Origin of the sequence: Nonomuraea sp. NPDC048882 (assembly GCF_040649755.1) — a bacterium.
GTDB lineage: Bacteria > Actinomycetota > Actinomycetes > Streptosporangiales > Streptosporangiaceae > Nonomuraea > Nonomuraea maheshkhaliensis.
Genome location: NZ_JBEZGB010000008.1, coordinates 374,907 through 397,068, shown reverse-complemented (window position 1 = coordinate 397,068; position 22,162 = coordinate 374,907). Strand labels below are relative to the sequence as shown.

At 72.1% G+C, this 22,162-nt stretch carries 18 protein-coding genes; 3 read left to right on the top strand and 15 right to left on the bottom strand.

The features are described 5' to 3' along the window. Nucleotides 1–543, top strand: a complete 543-nt coding sequence (locus tag AB0C27_RS29200; protein WP_357849888.1) for a LysR family transcriptional regulator substrate-binding protein — start codon at nt 1–3, stop codon at nt 541–543. A gap of 8 nt (nt 544–551) precedes the next feature. Here the strand turns inward: AB0C27_RS29200 and AB0C27_RS29195 are convergent, their stop codons facing one another. Continuing rightward, nucleotides 552–1,229 (bottom strand): DNA-binding response regulator, encoded by a 678-nt coding sequence (locus AB0C27_RS29195; protein ID WP_357849885.1) that lies wholly within the window; start codon nt 1,227–1,229, stop codon nt 552–554. Between the two features lie 96 nt (nt 1,230–1,325). On the opposite strand from AB0C27_RS29195, the gene AB0C27_RS29190 reads away from it, so the two are divergent. Then, nucleotides 1,326–2,264 (top strand): oxidoreductase, encoded by a 939-nt coding sequence (locus AB0C27_RS29190; RefSeq protein ID WP_357849882.1) that lies wholly within the window; start codon nt 1,326–1,328, stop codon nt 2,262–2,264. 122 nt (nt 2,265–2,386) lie between these two features. Here the strand turns inward: AB0C27_RS29190 and AB0C27_RS29185 are convergent, their stop codons facing one another. The 11 genes from AB0C27_RS29185 to AB0C27_RS29135 form a co-directional block, all read right to left on the bottom strand. Then, nucleotides 2,387–3,088 carry a thermonuclease family protein gene (locus AB0C27_RS29185; protein WP_357849879.1) on the bottom strand — a complete coding sequence of 234 codons (702 nt, stop codon included), beginning with the start codon at nt 3,086–3,088 and terminating at the stop codon, nt 2,387–2,389. A gap of 159 nt (nt 3,089–3,247) precedes the next feature. Beyond that, on the bottom strand, nt 3,248–4,021 hold the full coding sequence (locus tag AB0C27_RS29180) for a class I SAM-dependent methyltransferase (RefSeq protein ID WP_357849876.1): 774 nt from the start codon (nt 4,019–4,021) through the stop codon (nt 3,248–3,250). Nucleotides 4,022–4,094: 73 nt separating this feature from the next. Then, a complete protein-coding gene (gene ctaD / locus AB0C27_RS29175) occupies nt 4,095–5,762 on the bottom strand; it encodes a cytochrome c oxidase subunit I (protein ID WP_357849873.1) in 1,668 nt (555 codons plus the stop codon). Nucleotides 5,763–6,007: 245 nt separating this feature from the next. After that, entirely contained in the window at nt 6,008–7,708 is a 1,701-nt protein-coding gene (locus tag AB0C27_RS29170; RefSeq protein ID WP_357849870.1) for a serine/threonine-protein kinase, read from the bottom strand. A gap of 112 nt (nt 7,709–7,820) precedes the next feature. Next, on the bottom strand, nt 7,821–8,603 hold the full coding sequence (locus AB0C27_RS29165) for an SDR family oxidoreductase (RefSeq protein ID WP_357849867.1): 783 nt from the start codon (nt 8,601–8,603) through the stop codon (nt 7,821–7,823). 136 nt (nt 8,604–8,739) lie between these two features. Further along, entirely contained in the window at nt 8,740–9,441 is a 702-nt protein-coding gene (locus tag AB0C27_RS29160; protein ID WP_357849864.1) for an FCD domain-containing protein, read from the bottom strand. 304 nt (nt 9,442–9,745) lie between these two features. After that, nucleotides 9,746–11,761: a sialidase family protein gene (locus tag AB0C27_RS29155; RefSeq protein ID WP_357849861.1), complete on the bottom strand. Its 2,016-nt coding sequence runs from the start codon at nt 11,759–11,761 to the stop codon at nt 9,746–9,748. Nucleotides 11,762–11,921: 160 nt separating this feature from the next. Further along, complete coding sequence (locus tag AB0C27_RS29150; RefSeq protein WP_357849858.1) at nt 11,922–13,271, bottom strand: MFS transporter; 1,350 nt, start codon at nt 13,269–13,271, stop codon at nt 11,922–11,924. Further along, complete coding sequence (locus tag AB0C27_RS29145) at nt 13,264–13,863, bottom strand: helix-turn-helix domain-containing protein (RefSeq protein ID WP_357849855.1); 600 nt, start codon at nt 13,861–13,863, stop codon at nt 13,264–13,266. Before AB0C27_RS29145 ends, AB0C27_RS29150 begins: the two co-directional genes overlap by 8 nt. Before the next feature lie 108 nt (nt 13,864–13,971). Next, nucleotides 13,972–15,432 carry a class II fumarate hydratase gene (locus AB0C27_RS29140; protein ID WP_357849852.1) on the bottom strand — a complete coding sequence of 487 codons (1,461 nt, stop codon included), beginning with the start codon at nt 15,430–15,432 and terminating at the stop codon, nt 13,972–13,974. Further along, nucleotides 15,429–17,171 carry an NAD-dependent malic enzyme gene (locus AB0C27_RS29135; RefSeq protein ID WP_357849849.1) on the bottom strand — a complete coding sequence of 581 codons (1,743 nt, stop codon included), beginning with the start codon at nt 17,169–17,171 and terminating at the stop codon, nt 15,429–15,431. The genes AB0C27_RS29140 and AB0C27_RS29135 overlap by 4 nt, the downstream gene beginning before the upstream one ends. A gap of 225 nt (nt 17,172–17,396) precedes the next feature. Between AB0C27_RS29135 and AB0C27_RS29130 the strand changes: the two genes are divergently transcribed. Next, entirely contained in the window at nt 17,397–18,314 is a 918-nt protein-coding gene (locus AB0C27_RS29130) for a universal stress protein (RefSeq protein ID WP_357849846.1), read from the top strand. Nucleotides 18,315–18,373: 59 nt separating this feature from the next. Here the strand turns inward: AB0C27_RS29130 and AB0C27_RS29125 are convergent, their stop codons facing one another. From AB0C27_RS29125 to AB0C27_RS29115, 3 genes are read right to left on the bottom strand one after another with little or no spacing between them, the layout of a single operon-like run. Then, nucleotides 18,374–19,570 (bottom strand): GEVED domain-containing protein, encoded by a 1,197-nt coding sequence (locus tag AB0C27_RS29125; RefSeq protein ID WP_357849842.1) that lies wholly within the window; start codon nt 19,568–19,570, stop codon nt 18,374–18,376. Between the two features lie 25 nt (nt 19,571–19,595). After that, entirely contained in the window at nt 19,596–20,849 is a 1,254-nt protein-coding gene (locus AB0C27_RS29120) for an NAD(P)-binding domain-containing protein (protein ID WP_357849839.1), read from the bottom strand. Then, a complete protein-coding gene (locus AB0C27_RS29115; RefSeq protein ID WP_357849836.1) occupies nt 20,834–22,024 on the bottom strand; it encodes an ATP-grasp domain-containing protein in 1,191 nt (396 codons plus the stop codon). Before AB0C27_RS29115 ends, AB0C27_RS29120 begins: the two co-directional genes overlap by 16 nt. Between the last annotated feature and the right edge of the window lie 138 nt (nt 22,025–22,162).

Below are 22,162 nucleotides of genomic sequence, written 5' to 3'. Positions count from 1 at the left end.
GTGACCCTGCACGAGGAGCCCGATCCCGCGGACATGGAACGACTGGTCCGCCAGGGAACTCTCGACATGTTCCTGGTGCACCGTGTCCCCGCCGGGTGCACCTTCGATGTTCACTCTCTGGGCGAGGAGGCCTACGTCGCCGTCCTGCCGAAGGGGCACCCGCTTCTCTCCGGCGGCGCCCTGCGCCTGGAGGATCTGGCATCAGAGGGGTGGATCCGGTTCAGGAGCGGCAGCCTGGTCGACGACTACCTCGCCCGTCTGCTCGCCGACGCCGGCCTCAGCCCGCACGCGGTGGCCCGGGCGTCACAGATCTCCACCGCGGTACGGCTCGTAGCGCAGGGCCTGGGCGTCACCGTGGTCCCGGCCTCGGCCGTCCCCGAGGGCTTCGAAGAACTGGCCTGCCCGCTCGTGCCCGCCCTGACCGAGCCTGTCCTCGTCGGCGTGCGGCGCAATCCCGGCCCGGCGGAGACGGCCATGCTCGACCACCTCAGCCGGCAGGACTGGTGCGGCACGGGACTCCTCGGCCGGCCCGCGCAGGTTTGAGCGGCGGGTTACACCAGGCCGAGCTCGCGGGCCCGTACGCCGGCCTGAAAGCGAGACTCGGCGCCGAGCGCGGTCATCAGCTCGGCCACCCGGCGCCGGTAGGTCCGCACCCCGAGGCCGAGCGTGCGGGCGGCGGTCTCGTCCTTGACCCCCTGGCTGAGCAGGTCGAGCACCGAGGGTGCGAGCTCGCGGATCTCGGCCACCCGGGCGTCGTAGACCGCGAGGTCGGTCGCCGACCGCCAGGCCGTCTCGAACAGCGACATCACCCCCTGGACGATCTCCGGCTGCGCGATCACGCTGTAGCCGCGCCGCCCGGCCTTGAGATCGCCCGCCAGGATCACGACCCGGCGGTCGAGCACGATCGTCTCGTTGATCCTCTCGGTGGTGACGCGGATCTGCGCGCCGAACTCGTCACGGCGCCGCGCGAGCTCGCGCGCGGACGCCGAGTTGAGCAGCAGCTCGGGCCGGTAGAGCTTGCGGACGCGCAAGCTGCCCAGGCGGCTCGTCGTCGCCGCGGCGACCGGGTCCGCCGTGTGGTCGGTCATCCAGCCGGCGAGGCCGTCGGCCGCGCACGCGAAGTCGGTGGCGGTCGCGAACAGATGTCCCGCCCGCCGGAACAACTCCTCTTCGCCGTGCACGATCGTGACCGTCTCGTTCACGCGCGTGAGTCCGTCAATCGTCAGCACACCACCGATTCTGCCTCAGCCCTTCCCACCGTGAACGGCCCGGCAGGTAGTTGCCATTCCCGTACGTGCGGCGAACGCCACGCGCAGGCTGGAGCCATGACGAACGACACCAACGTGAGCAGCGCACCGGCCGCCGCGGCGGGCACCTGGCGCCTCGGCGACCGCACCGTCAACCGGATCGGGTACGGCGCGATGCGCCTGGCCGGCATGCCCTGGGACGAGCGGCCCAGGGACCGCGCCGGCGCCGTCGCCCTGCTGCGCCGCGCCGTCGAGCTCGGCGTCAACCACATCGACACCGCGGCCTTCTACTTCCTGCCCACCCGCTCGGTCAACGAGCTGATCAGCACGGCGCTGCAGCCGTACCCCGACGAGCTGGTCATCACCACGAAAGTGGGCGCAGGCCGCGCCCGCGACGGCGCGTTCGAGTACGCGCGGCCGGAGCAGCTGCGCTCCCAGGTCGAGGAGAACATCCGCCAGCTCGGGCTCGACCACCTCGACGTCGTCAACCTGCGCTGGGGCGCGGGGATGGACCGGGAGCCCGGCTCCGTCGCCGAGCACTTCGGCGCCCTCGCCGAACTGCGCGAAGCGGGACTGATCCGGCACCTCGGCATCTCCAACATCGGGGCGGAGCAACTGGCCGAGGCGATGGAGATCGCGCCGGTGGTGTGCGTGCAGAACCGGTACGGGCTGACGGAACGTCAGGACGACGCTCTGCTCGACACGTGCGCCCAGCATGGCATCGCCTTCGTGCCCTTCTTCGCCGTCGCGCCCGGCATCTCCGGCGGCCTTCCCACCACCGCCGCGCACGGTGGCCGCGACACGACGGGCGAGACCGAGGTCGCCAAGGTCGCCGAGGCCCACGGCGTGACCCCGGCGCAGGTCCGGCTCGCCTGGACCCTCCACCGCGGCGACCACGTCCTGGCCATCCCCGGCACCGGCGACCGTACCCACCTGGAGGAGAACATCGCGGCGGGCGGCCTCCGGCTGACCGGGGACGAGCTGGCGCTCCTCGACGGGATCGCCACGGCCGGGTGACGCCTGGGTCAGACCGGCTGGCCGAGCGGGCGGACGACCACCGTGTTGACGTCCACGCCGGCCGGCCGGCGTTCTCGTCGCGGCCCTGATCTGATCCGAGGACCTGCGCTGAAGGGCGGCCGTCACCGCTCGCAGACGACTCCGTCTCCGTCGCGGTCCTGGTACCAGGCGTACTCGGGGTCCTGGCCACGCACGTACGGGCCGTATCCGTTCGCGTTGGCCTCGCCGCAGGTCCGGTAGCGTGGATCGTTCCCGTCGTCGGAAGGGCGGGTCTTGGTCGGGCTCGGTGTCGGTGTGGGAGTGGGGGCCGGCTGGCGGCCGCCGCCGTCGCACTTGCCGGACCAGATGCGCAGCCGCGCCTTCCTGGCCTTGGCCTGTTCGGCGCGCATGAGCCGGATGTACCTGTCGTTGGGCTGGTCCAGCACGGCCTTGGCGTAGCCGTACCGCACCAGGTTGCGGTTGACGTGGATGCCCTTGGCGTTCCACACGTAGTACAGGCGGTGGCCGTACCGGTTGCGCGGAGCACGGTCGGCGACCAGGTAGGCCGTCTTTCCGATCGGCAGCAGCGCCTTGGTGCGGGCCGTCGCGGTGGCGAACCAGCACTGGCCGCGTTCGGGAGTGTCCACTTCGAGCAACTGGACCCGATACCGCTTGCCGCCCCGCGAGACGTCGATGGTGTCTCCGTCCACGATCTTCAGGACCTTGGCGGTGACGGCGCCCTTCGGCACCCCGGACGGAGCGGCGAAGGCCGGTCCGGCGGTCGCGGGCAGGAACAGGGCGGCTGCTGTGACGGCTCCGGCGACACGGCGGGGGGTTGAGCGCATGGTGTGACTCCTGCGAACGACGATGACGACGGGAATAGGACGCGGCGAGGGCCGGCGCGGTGTACCCGCCGCACAGCCCCGATGCGCGCGGAAAGCCGTCATCACCGGCGGCGACCAGGATCCGCCGAGGTCGCCGACCGTCCAGCTCCCAGCCCGGAGTCAGGCGATCAGGAGGCGGAGGCCGAGTTCTGCGGTGGTGAGGTCGGTGAGGTCGGCGTTGCGTTCGGCCCAGCGGCCGGAGTCGAGGTCGGCGCGGAGGGCGCGGACCGCGCGTTGCTCGGCCTCCGGGCCGACCTTGGCCCAGACCGAGGTCCCGCGGCGGACGCGCTCGTCCAGGTACGCCTCCGGCCGGCGCCAGTGGGCCTCGAAGAAGCCGTCGGCGCAGTCCCACGGGATGGGCACCGGCTCCAGCCGGGCGCCGATCGCGTCGGCCAGCTCGGTGATCGAGGGCCGGCCGGACACCAGGTTCCCCACCTCGGGCAGGTAGTCGCGGGTGAGCCAGAACCGGTGCAGCCAGCCGGCCTCGGTGGTGTCGTGTGTGAACACCACCACCCGGCGGGCGACCCGGAGCAGCTCGCGCAGGCCCGCGATCGGGTCGGGCCAGTGGTGGATGGAGGCGACGGACATCGCGGCGTCGAAGGCGCCGTCGTCGAACGGCAGCCGCTCGGCGGACCCGTCCATACAGGGGGCCGCGTCGGGGCGGCGCTGCGAGCGCATGAGCGCCGACGGCTCGACCGCGAGGACGTAACGGTCGGACGGCTCGTATGATCCGGTGCCCGCCCCCACGTTCAGCACCGTCCTGGCGTCGCCGAACGCCGCCCAGATCTGCGCCGCGATGCGCGGTTCCGTGCGCCGGGTCACGGTGTAGCCGGCCCCGATGGTGTCGTACAACTGCGCGCTGGACATGGACGCCGCCTTTCCGGCCGGCTCCATCGCCGCACCGTGCCGTACGAGATGTCGTTCCGAGCGCCATTCCACCACATTGATCGGCGGCGGGCGAGCACGCTCACTCCAGCTCGGCGGCGGCCCTGCTGTGCGGGTAGTGGATGTCGAAGGCGGGCCGTTCTGAACGGATGCGCGGCATGCTGGTGAAGTTGTGCCGGGGCGGCGGGCACGAGGTGGCCCATTCGAGGGAGTTGCCGAAACCCCACGGATCGTCGATGGTGACCTTCTTCCCGTGGCGCCACGTGTACCAGACGTTGTAGAGGAACGGCAGCGTCGAGGCGCCCAGAATGAACGCCCCGACGGACGAGATCTGGTTGAGCGTGGTGAAACCGTCGGCGGGGCTGTAGTCGGCGTAGCGGCGCGGCATGCCGAGCGCGCCGATCCAGTGCTGGATCAGGAACGTGGTGTGGAAGCCGATGAACAGCAGCCAGAAATGCCATTGGCCGATGGTGTCGTTCAGCATCTTGCCGGTCATCTTCGGCCACCAGAAATAAAATCCGGAGAACATCGCGAACACCACCGTGCCGAAGACCACGTAATGGAAATGCGCGACGACGAAGTACGAGTCGTGCAGATGGAAGTCCAGCGGCGGCGAGCCGAGAATGACGCCGGTGAGCCCACCGAGCAGGAAGGTGACCAGAAATCCGACCGCGAACATCATCGGCGTCTGGAACGTCAGATGCCCCCGCCACATCGTGCCGATCCAGTTGAAGAACTTCACCCCGGTCGGCACCGCGATGAGGAAGGTGAAGAAGGAGAAGAACGGCAGCAGCACCTGCCCGGTGGCGAACATGTGGTGCGCCCACACCGTCATCGACAGCCCGGCGATGGCGATCGTGGCGCCGACCAGGCCGATGTAGCCGAAGACCGGTTTACGGCTGAAGACCGGGATGACCTCGGTGATGATGCCGAAGAAGGGCAGCGCGATGATGTAGACCTCGGGATGGCCGAAGAACCAGAACAGGTGCTGCCACAGCATCACCCCGCCGTTCACCGGGTCGTAGACCTGCGTGCCGAGCTTGCGGTCGGCCTCCAGCGCCAGCAGCGCCGCCGCCAGCACCGGGAAGGCCATCAGCACGATGACGCTGGTCAGCAGCACGTTCCAGGTGAAGATCGACATGCGGAACATGGTCATGCCGGGCGCCCGCATGCAGATGATCGTGGTGACGAAGTTGACCGAGCCGAGGATCGTGCCCAGGCCCGCCAGCGCCAGGCCCATGATCCACAGGTCGCCGCCGATGCCGGGTGAGAAGGTCGCGTGCGACAGCGGCGTGTAGCCGGTCCAGCCGAAGCTGGCCGCCCCAGCGGAGCCGGCGAACCCGCCGATCACCATCAGCCCGCCGAACAGGAACAACCAGTAGCTGACCGCGTTGAGCCGGGGGAAGGCCACGTCCGGCGAGCCGATCTGCAGCGGCATGACCACGTTGGCGAACCCGGCGAACAACGGGGTGGCGAACAGCAGCATCATGATCGTGCCGTGCATGGTGAACAACTGGTTGTACTGCTCGTTGCTCACCAGCGCGAGGCCGGGGTGGGCCAGCTCGGTGCGGATCACCAGCGCCATCAGCCCGGCCAGGGTGAAGAACGAGTAGGACGTGATCAGGTACAGGTAGCCGATCACCTTGTGGTCGGTCGACGTCAGCCAGCTGACGATCAGCCGGCCCGCGCGCTCCGGCTGTGCCGGCGGGCTGGGCGGCGGCGCGTCCGCACGCTGCTTCTGTACGGTCATCCGAACGGGTCCCCTCTGGCATGACGACGACTGGCCTTCGGGGGAAGCGGGCGGACGGCCTGCCGTGCATGGCGCGGCGGCGGTGCCCGACCGGAAGTCTGAGGTCTCCTTACCCTCTTGCACCTGGGCATATGCCGCGAAGAGGCGACGCCGGGCTCGTGGCGGCTGCCCTAGTGCACTTCAGCGCCGTTCGCCTGGGCGGCGCTCGTCCGACGTCGGTGACGCGGCTGCTCGTTCGGCGCCGGTCAGCCGGTGGCGGTGCGGCCCTCGGCGGCGTCCAGGGCGATCGTGCCGGTCGTGCCGCGCAGGGCGAACCCGTGCCGCCAGGACGCCCGCTCCTCCGCCGTGCTCAGCGGGTCGACGTCGAGGGTCGTCACCAGGCGCCAGGTGCCGCCGGTCTCGGCGTACGAGGTGATCGTGCCGCCACCCGACAGCACCAGGGCCAGGCGGTCACCGGGCGCGAGCGTGAGGTCGGCCCGGTTGTGCTCGTGCCGGAACTCGCCGCCGACGCGCACGTCGATGCCGCTCTCCTTGCGGGTGTGGTTGTACCAGGCGCCGATGTACGTGCCGGCGTCCTTGACCCGGCCGACGAAGACGCTGTCCTCAGGCTCGCCGGTGCCCGCCATCGCGCCCAGGGTGATCAGGCTGACCGCGTCGGCGGAGGACAGCGTGCCGGGCAGGGCGAACCAGCCGAAGAACGGGCCCTGGGCCGTGCCGGTGAGCTTGCCGCCCTCGGCCTTGATCACCGGCAGCGCCTCGTTGCCGAAGGGCTGGTAGTGGTCGTAGCCGGTCTGGGTGCTGTCGAAGCCGTCGGTGACGTCTACCTTCGGGTACGTCCTGCCGTCGATCACCAGCGGGGTGGTCGTGGCCTTCTTCCCGCCGCCCTGGTTGGCGGCCGTCCAGGAGGGCACGAGCAGCACGCCCGCGGTCACGGCCAGCGCGATCACCACGGCCCCGGCCCCGAGCGGCCACCGGCGTGGACGTGCACGCCGAGCCTTCGCCCCGTTCGAGCCCGCGGGCGCGGTGGGCACGGCGGACGCGGCCGGGGGCCGCATCCCTTCCACGAGAGTGTGCTCGCCCACGGCGGCGGGGGACGCGGTGCCAGGGGACGCGGCGGCCGTGCGTACGTCGCCGGAGGTGAGGTCGCGGAGCAGGTGTGCGGCGGCGGGGCGGTCGGCCGGGTTCTTGGCCAGGCAGGCGGCCACCATCGTGCGCAGCGGCTCGGGAACTCCGGACAGTTCGGGCGGGCCGTGCAGGACGGCGTGCATGACCGCGGGCACGTTCGAGCCGGTGAAAGCCCTGCGCCCGGTCGCCGCGAACACCATCGTGGCGGCCCAGGAGAACATGTCGGAGGCGAGCGTGAGCGGCTGGTCGCCAAGCTGCTCGGGCGACATGTACGCGGGCGTGCCGGCCACGTGGTTGGTCGTGGTCATGGTGTCGAGGGTCCTGGCGATGCCGAAGTCGATCACAACAGGCCCCTCGGGACCGAGGATCACGTTGGCCGGCTTGAAGTCGCGGTGCACGATCCCGGCGCGATGGATCGAGGCGAGGGCGGTCAGCGTACTGATCGCCAGCCGGTCCAGCCCGCCGCCGATACGCGGCCCGTCCCGCTTGACCAGCTCGTCGAGTGACGGGCCCTGGACGTACTCGCTGACGATGTACGGCCGCTCGCCCAGCATCCCGGTGCCGATCACCCGCGCCGTGCAGAACGGCGCGACGCTGGCGGCGACCTCCGCCTCGCGCAGGAACCGGCGCCGGACCTCCGGATCGCCGGCGAGCCGCTCGTGCAGGACCTTGATCGCCACGTGCCCGCCGGCGGGCGACCTGGCCAGGTAGACCGCGCCCTGCCCGCCCTCGCCGAGGAGCCGTTCGACCTGATGTTCGCCGATACGTCCCTGGCCGTCCACACCCGCCACCCGGGAGCCCGTCACCGGTACCCCCGCCACCTCGAAACGATCACGCCCAAGGCTATCCCGTACAACCCGCCCACCGGCCCCGAACGCCGGCCTTCCGTGCACCGCCCCCGAACGCCGGCCTTCCCGCCTGAGTCGCCTGTTCTCAGGCGCCGGCGCCGCCGTCCACCGGGAGGATGGCGCCGGTCACCATCGAGGCGCGGTCGCTGAGCAGCCACGCGGCCGCCTCGGCGACCTCGCGGGGCTCGGCCATCCGCCCGAGCGGGGTCGCGGACGTCACCCGCTCGATGATGCCGGGAGTCGCCGCCTCCCACTCGTCGATCATCTCCGTGGCGGTGCCGCCGGGAGTGATGCCGTTGACCCGGATGCCGTCGCCGGCCCAGGTCACGGCGGCGGTCTCGGTGATGCTGTTGAGCGCGCGCTTCATCGCCCCGTACGCGGGCAGGGCCGGGTTAGCGCGGCGGCTGCCGATGCTGGAGGTGTTCACGATCGCCCCGCCACCGCTGCGCCGCATGAGGGCGGCCTCGGCGGTCATGGCGATCCAGTGGGCGCGGAAGTTGACCGCGAACTGCTCGTCGATGTCCTCCTCGCTCGTCGTGTCCAGCGGTCCCGGCTGCTGGATCGCGGCGGCGTTGTTGAACGCGCCGTCGAGCCGTCCGTGCAGCTCCTCCACACGCGCGACCGCGGCGCGGACGCTCTCGCGGTCGGCCAGGTCGAGCGGGACGGCGTCGGCGACGCCTCCCTTCGCGCGGACGTCGTCGACGATCCCCCGAAGGGCGTCTTCGCTGCGGGCGGCGAGCACGACCGCGGCGCCCTCGGCGGCGAAGAGCCGGGCCGCGGCGGCGCCGATGCCGCGGCTGGCGCCGGTGATGAACACCACCTTGCCGGTGAGCAGGCCGATGGGTGTGATCTGAGTGTTTGTCGTCATGAAGACAGTGTCAGGGCTGGGACCAGGGCGGATGCAGGCACAGACAGTACCTGGCTCAGCGTGTCGCCCGCCTGGCCGGGTGGCGTAGGGCCGTCGCCGGGTCCAGCCGGTTGCCCGCCCCGATGACGCCCGGGTCTCAGCGGTGAGGGCTGTCCGCCGGCTCCTCGGCCCCGGTCTTCGCCCGTGTGATGCGGGCCTTGACGTCGCGGAAGTGCAACCGCATCGCCTCTCTGGCGGCCTCGGCGTCCCGGGCGCGCAGGGCCGCCACGATCCGGCGGTGGTTGGCGATGATCTCCGCGGTCCGCTCCTCCGGCGGGTCCAGGGTCGGCTCGACCTCGTGGTAGACGTCCCAGAACAGGCCGATAAGCTGCAGCACCAGCTCGTTGCCGCTGGACTCGTACAGCAGCGCGTGGAACGCCCGATCGGCCCCCGGGTCCCGGTCCATGCCGTTGACCAGGGCGTCCAGCGCGGCGAGCCGGGTGACGCTGGCACTCTTGGCCACCTGGCCGATCAGCCCGGTCTCCAGCAGCTCGCGGACCTCGACCAGGTCGCGCAGCGCCTGGATCCCGCCGCCGGGACCCGAACGCACCTGGAAGGCGAGCGACGGCGTCAGCACGTCCAGCGACGCGTGCCCGACGAACGTCCCATGTCCGTGGCGGATCTCGACGATGCCCAGCGCACGAAGCGCCCGCACGGCTTCGCGGACGCTGTTGCGGCTCGCTCCGAGCAGGTCCATCAGCTGCACTTCCGTGGGCATCGGAGAGCCGGGAGCCAGCCCGCGTTCGTGGATCAGGGCGACGATGCGCTCCTGAAGCGACGCGCCGTCACGCGTGGGCATGCTGCCTCCAGGCTCGTCCAAGACCTTGTGTCGAACATCCCACCTCTAGGTCCCGGAAGGCCAGGCGGTGCGGAAGAGTTTACGCCGACTACACGGACGGGCCATCGGGGGAATGCCACCCGTTCGCCGCTCGAAGGACATGGGATGTCCATGGCGCCCGGCACCGGCTGCCGGTTACCGATTGCCGTGCGAGGGGTGCCTGCGGCGGTGAGAGCGGCGGCTCGCGACAGCGAAGGTGCGGCGCCCGCGAGTTCCGCGAGCGCCGCCGCCTCCGTGTCGCTCAGCTGCCGTTCGACGCCGTTCCTCAGTTGACGGTGTCGAAGGGCAGTCGCAGGCCCAACCGGCCGCCGATCGGGAGGTTGCGCTGCCTGATCAGGTCCAGCTCGGTGCCGGACAGGGCGCGCCGGTAGACGCGTACCTCGTCGAGGGTGCCGCGGAAACGGTCCACGCCGTCCAGCCGCTGCCCGATGTGGATCCCGTCGAGCCCGAACTCCCTGCCGAGGGTCAGCGACCCGCCGGGCACCGGCGCCGACGACACCCGCACGCCGTCCACCGAGAGCCGCAGCTCGCCGCCCGCCCGCTGCAGCGCCACGAAGTGCCACTGCCCGTCGTTGTACGCGCCCGGCGACTGCACGGTCACGTCGAACCGGTCGACGGACATGACCGCCCTGATGCGGTTGCTGGCCGGTTCGGCCCGCAGCCAGAGGCCGGGCGGGTTGGTGCCCCGGTCCACCCGGTGGAACCAGAGGATCGCGTGCGATCCGGTCGTCTCGGAGTAGCGGATCCAGGTGGTCAGCGTGAAGTCCTTCGCGCCGAGGTCGATGGAGTCGTCGAACGGCACCTCCACCCGGTCGTCCACCCGGTCCAGGGCGAGCCCGTTCCCGAAGCGCCCGGCGACCGGCTGCGCGCCGCCGCGCACGTAGGCCGGGTTGCGGTCCGGCGACACGTCCGGCGTCGTCGGTCCTGGCGCCGGCGGGCCGGGGATGCCGGGCGGGGTGCCGTTCGGCGTCTCCAGGAACGCCTCGTTGAACCGGGTGAACCGGATCTGCTCGTACGGCGTGACCGCGCCGGCCTCGTACATCAGGGCCGCCTCGTCGCCGTCCAGCCGCACCATGTCCGAGTACGCCGACGGACCCCAGTGGAAGACCTTGCCCTCGTCCCACGTCTCGAAGCGGCGGCCCTCGTCGTAGGACGACCGGATCCCCATCGCCTCCCTCGCGCCCGGGTGCATCGGCGAGGAGAACAGCAGGCGCCCGTCGCTGAAGCGCGCCAGCGAGCCCTGCACGTCGGTCGTCGCCGGCGCCGGCATGGTGCGGATCGGCCCGTCCCAGCTCTCGCCGCCGTCGCTGCTCGTCACGTACGCCCGGTTGCCCTCGTCGGTGCCGCGCTCGCGGCCCGAGGCGTAGATCCGTCCGTCGGTGAGCTCGACGACGGTGACCTCCTGGGCGATGATCGAGCCGTCGTCGTAGGACGTCTCGGCGCCGATGTTCCATGTCTCGCCGCTGTCGTCGCTGTAGAGCAGGTGCGTGCCGTACGCGTGCGGGCCGACCCGGTCCCAGCTCTCGTAACTCGCGCCGACGATCAGCCGGCCGGCGTGCGGGCCGCGTTCGAGCTGGATGCCGTGCATCGGGCCGGTGGCGTACCAGAAGTTCCACTCGGGGCGCTTGCCCTCGGTCATCTCCCTGGCGGCCGACCAGGTCGCGCCGTGGTCGTCGCTGAACTGCACCCAGGGGTCGCGGTCGCAGCCGTTCGGGCACGGCTCGGCGCCGTTGTGGGTGCTGACCAGCACGACCCGGCCCGTACGCCGGTCGACGATCGGCACCGGGTTGCCGTGGGTCGTGCCGTTGCCCTCCGAGACCACCTGCAGCGGCCCCCAGGTCCGGCCGCCGTCGGCGGAGCGGCGCAGCACCAGGTCGATGTCCTCGTCGTCGCCGCAGTCCTTCACCCGCCCCTCGGCGAAGGCCAGGACCATGCCGTTCGCGGCCCGTACGACGGCGGGGATCCTGAAGCAGGCGTACCCGAAGCCGCCCTGCTCGTAGAGGACCTGCTCGTCGGCGAACGGCGCGCCGCCGCCGCCCGCACCCGTCTCGGGAGCCTCGGCCGGTGCCGTCCCAGGTGCCGTCGAGGACGTTGACGATGGCGTTGTCACCGGGGTTGCCGCCGGTGCTGTCGCGGGCGGCGTCGCGGGGGCCGGCGTCGGCGCCGCGGCCGCCGGCGCGACGGACGCGCCGGCGAGTAAGCCCGCGAGCATCGTGACGGCGCCCGCCCGGCGGAGCCAGGAGCGCCCGGTACGGCCCTCCGGGGGATACCCATCGTGCATGTCTTCGCCCTTTCGCCAGGAGCAGCTCTGAGGTCGGACATCCTACGTCCAACGTTGGATGTTAAACAGAGGGCAAACGGAGAATGTTCACGAGGGACGACGGCATTACGGGCCCGTGACGGCGAAGCCCGAAGCGGGCGGCCGCGTCACTGAGGGTGGGTCAAGGGCGCCGGGAGGAACGACGTGATGCCGCCACGACGAGCGCGCCCGCCGTGATCAGGCCGCCGGCGTGCACACAGAGCATCGGGACGATGCCGAGCCCGTCGCCGAGTACGCCCGCCAGCGCCATCCCGAGCAGCGACGTCGCGGCATGGGCGCTGGCGAGCAGCCCGAAGACCGCGCCCAGCCGGTCGCCGCCGGTGACCGTCTGGGCGAACGTGGTCAGCCCCGCCATCGCCGCCGCGGCGGGCAGCCCGGCCAGGCCGATGAGCACGAAGGCCGGCCACAGCTCCCGCGTCAGGAGCGGGTAGGTGAACAGCGCCAGGTCGGCCAGGCCGAAGACGACCGTCCCCCACCCGAACAACGTCCGCGGCGTGACGTCGCCGAGGCGGGTGGCGATCAGCAGGCCGCCGGCGATCCCGCCGACCGCCTGCGCCGACAGGAACAGCCCGTACGCGTCCGCCGACCCGTCCAGCACGTCGGCCACGAAAGGCGCCGCGAGCGTCGAGAAGACGCCCTCGCCCAGCCCCGTGATCACCATGTACGTGACCAGCAGGCGCACGCCACGGTCGGTGCCGGCCAGCCGTAGCCCCGCCACCCACTGCCCGCCGATCGTCGTCGTCGCGGCCGGAGCGCGGGCGGGGCTGCGCAGGCCGGCCAGCAGCAGCGCGGAGATCGCGAAGCCGGCCACGCCGATCCAGACGACGGCGGCCAGCCCGCCCGCGCCCACCGCGGCCCCGCCCGCCAGCGCGCCCAGCAGCCGGGCGGCCTGGCCGGTCTGCCCGTGCAGCGCGTTGGCCCTGACGAGTTGCGCGGGCGACACGATCTGCGGCACGAGGGCCTTCTGAGCGGGGAACAGGACCGTGCTGACCACGCCCGTCCACAGGGCGACGGCGTAGACGATCCAGGCCTGGCCCGGCTCGCGTACCGCCAGCAGAGGCAGCAGCCCGAGCGCGAGCAGCACGTCCGCGATCACCAGCAGCCTGCGCCGGTCCCACCGGTCGGCGAGCACGCCCGCCGCCGAGCCGAGCAGGACGTCCGGTAACCGGCCCGCCAGCAGCATGGCGGCGCTGGACAGGGTGGAGCCGGTGAGCACGTAGACGTGGTAGGCCAGGCCGGTGCTGACGACCCAGTCGCCGGTCTGCGAGATCAGCCCGGCCGAGAGCAGCCGCCGGTAGTCCCGGTTCGCCCCGAGCAGCCCACGGATCCCGCCCGCCGGCCCCTCCGACGCCGTGTCCGAAGCGCCCGAGACCTGCGCCGGTGCCTCGCTGACCGGCGATGTGCGTGGAGCGTTCGTGTTTCGTGCCGTGGCTTCGCCGCCCTGCGGGGTGGCCGGCCCGGCGTCAGTCACCGGTGCCGGTCGTGCGGAGCGGGATCGTGAGCGTGGTCAGCAGTACGGGCCTGGCGCCCTCCGGCCGTTCGGACGGGTCGGCGATCCGCGCCATCAGCGGCTCCAGGAGACGGCTGACCGCGTCGTCCAGCGCGTCGAGCTCGTCGGGGGTGACGTAGAGGTAGGAGTTGCCGATCCCGCCCGCCTTCCGCCACGCGTCCGGCTCGTCCGCGCGGCGCTCCTGCCATTCGGCCAGCCGGGCCAGCGCCCGTTCGGCGATGACCTGTTCCAGCAGGCCGCGGGCGGCCGACGCTTCGGGGTCGGCCCCCGCGTCGGACCAGTCCTGGGTCAGCGACGTTGCCTTCCACGGACGTTCCCGCTCGTCGCGGGCCTCGGCCTGCTCCACGAAGCCGTACCGGGCGAGTTGCCGCAGATGGTACGAGGCCAGCGCCTGGCTGACGCCGACCTCGCGGGCGGCATCGGCGGCGGTCGTGGCACCGGCTCGCATCAGCAACTCGTGCAGGGCCAGGCGGACGGGATGGGCGAACGCGCGCATGGCGGCCGGGTCGTCGAGCACCCGGCGCGGCCGTTCCCTCCAGGATTCCAAAGACATGCTTGGAATCATCCGCTCGGCCGGCAACGGATGTCAAGGAAACCTTTGGAATGCCGGTCGCGGACCTACCGCCCGGCGGCGTCACGCATGGGCCACCGGCGGCGGCGCTCAGGGCCGGTCGTCGCCGTCCGGGCCGGGCACGCCGGCTCGGGTGAGACGTTCGGGATCGACGATCCTGTCGTACAAGTCCTCCGCGACACCGCATTCGAGTGCGGCGTCCTTGAGCGCGAGGCCCTTGCCGAGGGCGTGATGCGCGATGCGGGCGGCCTGGTCGTAGCCGATGACGGGGCTGAGCGCGGTCACCATCATGATCGAGTGATCGATGTTGCGGCTCAGGGTCTCAGTGTTCAGCTGGGCTCCTTCGATCAGGTACGTCCGGAAGTGGAGCATCATGTCGGCCAGGATGCGGGCCGAATGCAGCACGTTCTTGATGATGACCGGGCGGAAGGCGTTCAGCTCGAAGTTGCCCTCGGCGCCCGCCATGGAGACGGCGGTGTCGTTGCCGGCCACCTGGACAGCCACCATCAGCATGGCCTCGGCCTGGGTCGGGTTGACCTTGCCCGGCATGATCGACGAACCGGGCTCGTTGGCCGGCAGGATCAGTTCACCCAGCCCCGTACGCGGCCCTGAGCCGAGCCAGCGCAGGTCGTTGGCGAACTTGAACAGCGGTACCGCCAAGGCGCGCAGGGCCGCCGAGACCCGCACGAGATCGTCACACGAGGACTGGGCGGCGAAGCTGTTCGGCGCGCCGGTGAAGGGGCGCCCGGTGAGTCCGGCGAGCTGCCGGGCCATCTCCTCGCCGAAACCGGGCGGCGCGTTCAGTCCGGTGCCGACGGCGGTGCCGCCGATCGCCAGCCGGTACAGCCCGGTACGGGTGTGTTCCAGATGGTCGATGGCCGCGCCGAGCTGGGCGGCGTAGCCGGACCACTCCTGGCCGACGGTCAGCGGGGTGGCGTCCTCCAGATGGGTACGCCCGATCTTGACGACGTGCTGCCACTCGCGGCTCTTGGCCTCGGCGCTGTCACGCAACCGGGCGGCGGCGGGCAGCACGTGATCGTCGATGGCCTCCGCGGCGGCGAGGTGCATGGCGGTGACGAAGGTGTCGTTGGACGACTGGCCCATGTTCACATGGTCGTTCGGGTGGATCGGGTCCTTGCTGCCGAGCCGCCCGCCGACGAGCTGGATCGCCCGGTTGGACATCACCTCGTTGACGTTCATGTTGGACTGGGTGCCCGAGCCGGTCTGCCAGACGTACAGCGGGAACTCGCCGTCCAGGTCGCCGCGGATGACCTCGTCGGCGACCCTGCTGATGAGGTCGGCCTGCCACTGGGGCAGGCGGCCCGCGCGGGCGTTGACGATCGCCGCCGCCTTCTTGATGTACCCGTAGGCGTGGTAGACGGCCTTGGGCATGCGATCGTCGCCGATGTCGAAGTGCCGGAGCGACCGCTGCGTCTGGGCGCCCCAGTAGTGCCCGGCCGGAACCTCCACGTCGCCGAGCGAATCGCTCTCCGTCCGGGTGCCGGTGTCCTGGAGCCCGATCGGCGTGTCCAGGACGCGGGGCGCGCTCACCGTTCGCTCCCGTTCGCGTGGACCGGGCGGTAGACGGGCTGCCACATAGTGTCCTGGACCTGCTGGATCGGGTCGCGCAGGTTGGTGCGGGCGAGGTGTTCCGCGGACGCCCGCTCGGCGACGGCCACGGCGACCACGGCGGAGACCTCGCGCAGGTTGTCCACCTGCGGCAGCAGGGACGCGCCCGGGGACGAGACGTCCACCATGCCGCCCACCGCCTCGGCGGCCGCCGCGAGCATGCCGGGACTCACCCGGCGCGCCCGCGCGGTCACGACGCCCAGCCCCAGCCCGGGATACAGCATGGCGTTGTTGGCCTGGGCGATGACGTAGGTGACGCCGTGGTAGGTGATCGGCTCGACCGGGATGCCGGTGGCGATCAGCGCCCGGCCGTCGCTCCAGCGCAGCAGGTCGGCCGGCGCCGCCTCGATCCGCTCGGTCGGGTTGGAGATCGGGAAGATGATCGGCCGCTCGACCCCCGTCGCCATCGTGCGTACGATCCGCTCGGTGAACGCGCCGTGCGCGGTGGAGGCGCCCAGCAGCATGGTCGGTTTGATCCGCTCGACGACCTCGGCCAGCGAGATGCCGCCGCCGTCCCGTGACCAGCCGTCCACTTCGGCGCGCGAGCGGGCGTAGGGCCGCTGGAAGTCGCGCAGGTCGTCCATGTCGTCGATGAGCAGGCCCTGCTGGTCGACTGGCCAGATCCGCCGGGTCGCGGTCGCGGCGTCCAGGCCGGCCCGGACCATCGCGTCGCGTAGCTGGTCGGCGATGCCCATACCGGCGGTGCCCGCGCCGAAGACGACGATGCGCTGCTGCTCCATGGGCGTCCCCGAGGCCCGCACGGCGCTGAGCATGGCGGCCAGGACGATGGCCCCGGTGCCCTGCATGTCGTCGTTGAAGGTGGGCAGGTGCCCGGTGTACTTCTCCAGGAGGCGGCGGCCGTTCGACGGGCCGAAGTCCTCCCAGTGCAGCATCGCGCCGGGGAACATTCGCGACGCCGTCCGCACGTAGGCGTCGATGAAGTCGTCGTAGCGCCGCCCGCGCACCCGGGCGTGCCGGTTGCCGACATAGGCCGGGTCGTTCAGCAGCGCCTCGTTGTCGGTGCCGACGTCCAGGGCGACGGGGACGACGCGGGCGGGGTCGATGCCCGCGGCGGCGGTGTAGACGGCCAGCTTGCCGACCGCGATGCCGGCCCCGCCGCCCACGCCCCAGTCGCCGATGCCGAGGATCTCCTCCGCGTCGGAGGCCACGATCAGGTCGACGTCGTCCGGCCCCAGCCGCAGGGCCTGGAACGCCCGCTCGACGCCGTCTGGGTCGTCGACGGACAGGAACACGCCCCGGGGGCGCCGGTACTCGTGGCTGTAGGTGCGGATCGCCTCGGCCACCGTGGGGTCGTACACGATGGGCAGCATCTCGCGCAGGTGATCGCTCAGCAGCCGGTAGTACAGGACCTCGTTCCGGTCGCGCAGGGCTTCCATGAAGACGTTCTTCTGCAGGTCGGTCGGTTGCGCGCGGTACTGCGCGTACGAGCGGCGCACCTGCTCGTCCAGGGTCTCGACGACCGGCGGCAGCAGCCCCTCCAGGCCCAGCTCCGCCCGCTCGCGCGGCGAGAAGGCCGTGCCCTTGTTCAGCAGCGGCTCGCGCAGCACCGCGAGGCCGCGCAGAGAGGTGACGTAGCTTCCGTCGGGCTGCTCGGCGAACATCGGAGCCGGCAGATCCGGCTTCCGCTTGCCTGGAGACATCGCAATCCCCTTCCGTCGCGGCGCCCGGTCCAGGGCGCGGCCGCGTCTTCGGCGCGCCATACCCATCGCCGCCTGCGCAGACTCCCAGCGCGATGCCAGAAATATCCCGTATGTCGGATAAATGAAATTCAACGAAGATTGTCCTTTTTGTCTGCATGGGGGAGAGCCGGCGGGGTGATGATGGAGAGAGGGATCGGCTCTGCGAGGGAGCGGGGGGCGGGCGTGATGAACGGTCACATCGTCGCCGGAGTGGACGGGTCGGCCCCGGCGACCGCGGCGGTGGAGTGGGCCGCGGCGGACGCCCAGCGACGTGGAGCGGCTCTGCGCGTCGTGCACGTGTGCGAGCCACGCGTCCACGACGTGCACGTGAGCGAGCCACGCGTCCACGATGTGCAGGTGAGCGAGCCGCGCGTCCACGACGAGAGCGCCGCGTCCTGCGCCGGCGTCCTGGAGGCGGCCGTCCGCCGTGCGCGGGAGCTCACCCGCGACGTCGAGGTGAGCGGCGACCTGCTCGGCGGTGACGTCGTCAGGGCCCTGCTCGCCGAGTCGCACTCGGCGGACAGCGTGGTCCTGGGCAGCCGCGGGCGCGGCGGGTTCGCCGGAATGCTGCTCGGCTCCGTCGGCCTGGCCGTGGCGGGGCACGCCACCGGGCCGGTCGTGATCGTCCGCGCGCCGACCCCGCTGTGGTACGACCGGGTCGTGGCCGGCTACGACGGATCGGAACACGCCGAGGTCGCCCTGGACTACGCCGTCGAGCAGGCCCGTGCGCGCGGATCGCAACTGCACGTCGTGTACGCCTGGCAACTGCCGGCGTTCTCGGCGTACGCCGCCCCCTACGCCGTGCCCTACGGCGGCCTCCTGGAGGACCTCATGGCCGAGCAGTTCCACCGCGTGGCCGAGCGGATCGCGGGCCGGCGTGAGCGCGACCCCGGCCTCGTCATCACCGACGAGCAGGTGTGCGCTCACCCGATCACCGCGCTCGTCGAGGCCGGCCGGACGGCCGACCTCGTCGTCGTGGGCTCACGCGGGCTCGGCGGCCTCGCCTCGGCCGTGCTCGGCTCGGTCGGCCACGGCGTGCTGCACCACGTGACCTGCCCGGTCGCGGTCGTACGGCCACACGTCGAGGAGCCGCCAGAACCGTGACCGGCCCGGAGCCGTCACCCGCCCGGAGGCGTGGCCAGCCGGAGCCGTGACCCGCGAGGTCAGTTGGTGCACGGGCAGTGGTGGGCGAGTTCGATCTGGTGGTCCTCGACCTCGCCGCTGTCCGCCCACCCGGTCGGCGACGCCGTCACCGGGCCCTGGGTGGCGAGCCGCAGCCGCATCCAGGTGACGCCCGTCTGCAGCGGCCGCGGCACCCTCCAGCGCAGCGTGGCGGAGGTGGCGGACGGCACGACCTTGGCGGTGGCCCGTTCGACGGCGTCGAAGCGGCCGTTCTGGTCGAAGTCGATCCAGCCGTTCAGCCGCGACGGAGAGTCGGCCCGTACGGGGACGGCGAGCGTGTAGTCATCGCCGGTGGGTGCGATGCGCGCCCTTGGAGCCGTGACGGCGTCGTCGGCGTCGGTGCCGGTGGGAAGGGAGCGCGGGGTCATGCTCACCGCGTCGGTGTGGTCGGCGGTCACGGTACGCCCGAGCGTCGTGCGGGTGATCGCGTGGGAGGCCGCGCCGTAGGAGGGGGGCGCGTCGGAGTCGTCTTCGGCCAGGGAGAGCTTGAACGCGGCCCACAACTGCGGGGCCGGCCCGCCCTTCCCCTGCCGGTCGTCATGAGCGCGCAGCTTGACGGTGAACGAGCTGACGGTGCCGCTCACCCTGACCGTCCCGCAGGCGTAGACCACGCCGCAGGTGGTCGAGCCGGTGGGATATGTCCATTCCGGCTCGATGGCGGTCGCGCTGGTCCGGTAGCCGGGGAAGCCGGCCACGCGGGCGAACGCGGGCGTGGCCGGGATGCCGCCGACCAGCTCGATCGCGGGCCAGTAGTCGTCGTGGTTCCTGGCGTCGCCGGAGGAGCCGCCGGTGCCGAAGACGTGCAGGTGCGGGTCGCGTACGGGCCTGGAGAAGGTGAACGTCAGCATGGCGACGTCACTCCAGGCGCTGGGCTTGGCCGCGAAGTGCTCGTACTGGTCGACGAATCCGGCCGTCGTCTTGGCGTTGGCCGGGATGAGGTACTCGTCGTCGGCGGCCGTCGGGTCGGCGGGCAGGACCTTGGCCGAGGCCACCTGAGTCTTGCCGATCATGGTCTTCTGCACGGTCACCCGCACCCCGGAGGGCGTGCGGCCCACGGCGGTGGTGTTCGAGTTGGTGAAGGACGACGACGCGCTCTCGGCATGGGTGCCGGTGACGGTGGCCGGGATGCTCAGGAAGGTGGTGGTGGCCGTGCAGGCCACTATGGTGCGACAAATCATGCTTTCCCCCGTAGTTGATGGTTCTTCAGTTGGTGGTCCGTGATCGCAGGCGGCTGACGAGCCCACTGGTCACCCGGCGGGCGGCGAACCGGCTGCCGCACACGAACCGCATGGCCGGCCCGAACGTCGGCGCCGCCGCCAGCCCGACGAGATGCAGCCCCGCGACGGACGTCTCGAAGGTCCGGCTGAGCCGGGGACCCGGCCCCGCCGACGCCACCGCGCGGCGCAGGTCCTCGCTGAGGAGGCCGAGCCTGGAGACGTCCACCCGGTAGCCGGTGGCGGCGATCACGTGCTCGGTGACCACGGTCGTCCGCGCCCCCGTGGCGTCCCGCAGCTCCAGCCGCACCCCGTCCCGGTGCTCGCAGGCCGCCAGCCGGGTCCCCAGCGTCACCGTGACGGCCCCGTCGAAACGTTCGCGCAGCCACCAGGAGCCGGCGGGCCCGAGGGCGGTGCGCACGATGTGGCCGCGAGCCGCCGCCGGCAGATGCCGGACCGCGCCGGGCAGCCGCGACCAGGCGACGGACGGCCATCCGCTGCCGAGCGCGGAGCGGGGAGCGCGCAGGCGCGCCAGCGCCGAGCGCCGCCGCTCGGGGGCGGGGTTCCAGGCCAGCGCGTCCGTACGGGCGAGGACCCGGACGCTCGCCCCGGCCTCGGCCAGCAACGTCGCGCTCTCCAGAGCGGACTGCCCCGCGCCCACCACGGTCACGTCCCGGCCGGCGAACCCGCTCAGATCGGCGTGGTCGGAGCTGTGCGTGCACACCTCGGGCGGCAGCGCGGCCAGGGCGGGCGGCCGGTGGGCGAACGGCAGGAAGCCCAGCGCGAGCACCGCCGCCCTGGCCGCCACCACCTCGCCCGACGCCAGGGTCAGGAGGAACCGGCCGCCCTCCAGGCCGCCGCCGATGCCATTCAGGCCACCGCCGAGGCCACCGGCCAAGCCACCGGCCAGGCCGATGGAGGTCACCTCCTGCTCCTCCAGTGCCGCGCCCACCGCCCGCGCCTGGAACCACCTGCCGTAGTCGGCGAACCGCTCCACCGGCACCGCCTCGCCGAAGGAGTGGCGGTGGAAGGCGTCCAGGCCGAAGCGCCGCGCCGGGTCGGCGAGATGGGAGGCGTCCGGGTCGGACTTCAGCAGCATGCCCCTGGGCATGTGCCGCTCCCACGCGTGCATCGGCCGGCCGAACACCCGCGCGTCCAGCCCGGCTGGCAGCGCGTGCGCCGCCACGGAGAGGCCGTACGGGCCCGCTCCCACGATCGCCACGTCGATCATCGGGGTTCCCACGTTCTCCTCCTTCGCTGTCTCGGTGACCGGGTGATCCGGTCGAAGCCGCGTTTCACCGTCCGCCCGCCCATGGCCACGAAGGGCCGCAGGTCGTCGGGGGAGAGCCAGGCGAGCTCGTCGCTGGAGCACAGCGCGCGCAGGCAGCCGGGGCCCGCGGCGAGCAGGTCGTAGTTCTCCACCACGTACGTCCGCCCATGACCGGCCTGTCCCAGCGCCGCGGCCCGGCCGGAGAGGTGCAGGTGCGCGACCCGTACCAGATCCAGGCCCCTGGAGTCGGTGAACAGCCGGAACTGGGCGCCGAGCCGCGGGTTGAAGTCGAGCAGGTGGTAGGCGCCCGTGGCGGGGTCGTGCCGGAAGTCGATGTCCAGGACGCCGCGGTAGCCCAGCGTCGCGGCCAGGTCGCGGGCGACGCGCTCGATGGCCGGGTTGGGCAGCCAGCGGCCGTACGTGGTCAGGCCCGCGCCGCGCGGGTACGAGCGTTCCTTGCGGCCCGCCCCGCCGTACAGGCAGCGCGAGTTCTCGTCGAAGTAGCCGTGGAAGAACCAGTCCGAATGCGGCCCGCCCGGTACGAACCGCTGGAACAGCAGGTCGTTGCCCGGCAGGTGGCGCAGCAGCGGGGCCACGTGCTTGGCCTGGCGTACCAGGCTGGTGTTGCGCAGCCCGCGGCCGGCGGGCAGCAGCCAGGGCCGCGCCCACTTGGCGACCAGCGGCAGGCCGAAGTCGGCGACGGCCGCGGCGGCGTCGCGCTCGCCGGTGATCACCCGCGACTCCGGCTGCGGGATCCCGAGCGAGGAGCACAGGCGGGCCAGCAGGCGCTTGTCGGCGAGCACGCGCGGCAACCCCGGCGCCTGGCCGGGCAGCAGGAAGCTGGATCGCAGGTCGGCCGCGTGCTCCGCCACGGCGATGGCGGCGGCGTCGTCCATCGCGAGCAGCACCGAGCGGCGGCCGATGCGGTCGGCGACCTGCCGGAGCGCGCGGATGACGTCCCGGTCGCGCGGCCAGGCGTGCGAGCGCGCCAGGTAGCGGGAACGGGAGGCGGGCGTGCGCCGGTCGTCGATGAGCCCGTGCACCTCTACGCCGGCCCTGCCGAGAGACCGGATGGCGCCGAGGGTGCCGTGGTGGAAGACGTTGTCGTCGATCCGCAGCACGAGCGCCGGAACGGTGCGATCAAGCATGGTGAACGTCCTGCTCTTCCAGGAAAAGCCATGGATCGGGCAAATCGCGAGTTGAATATCCGGTTTGCGGCTACCTGCCTTGTATGGAGGAAACGCGAGGTGACACCGCGACGGTGATGCGGAAGGGCCATCGGCGCT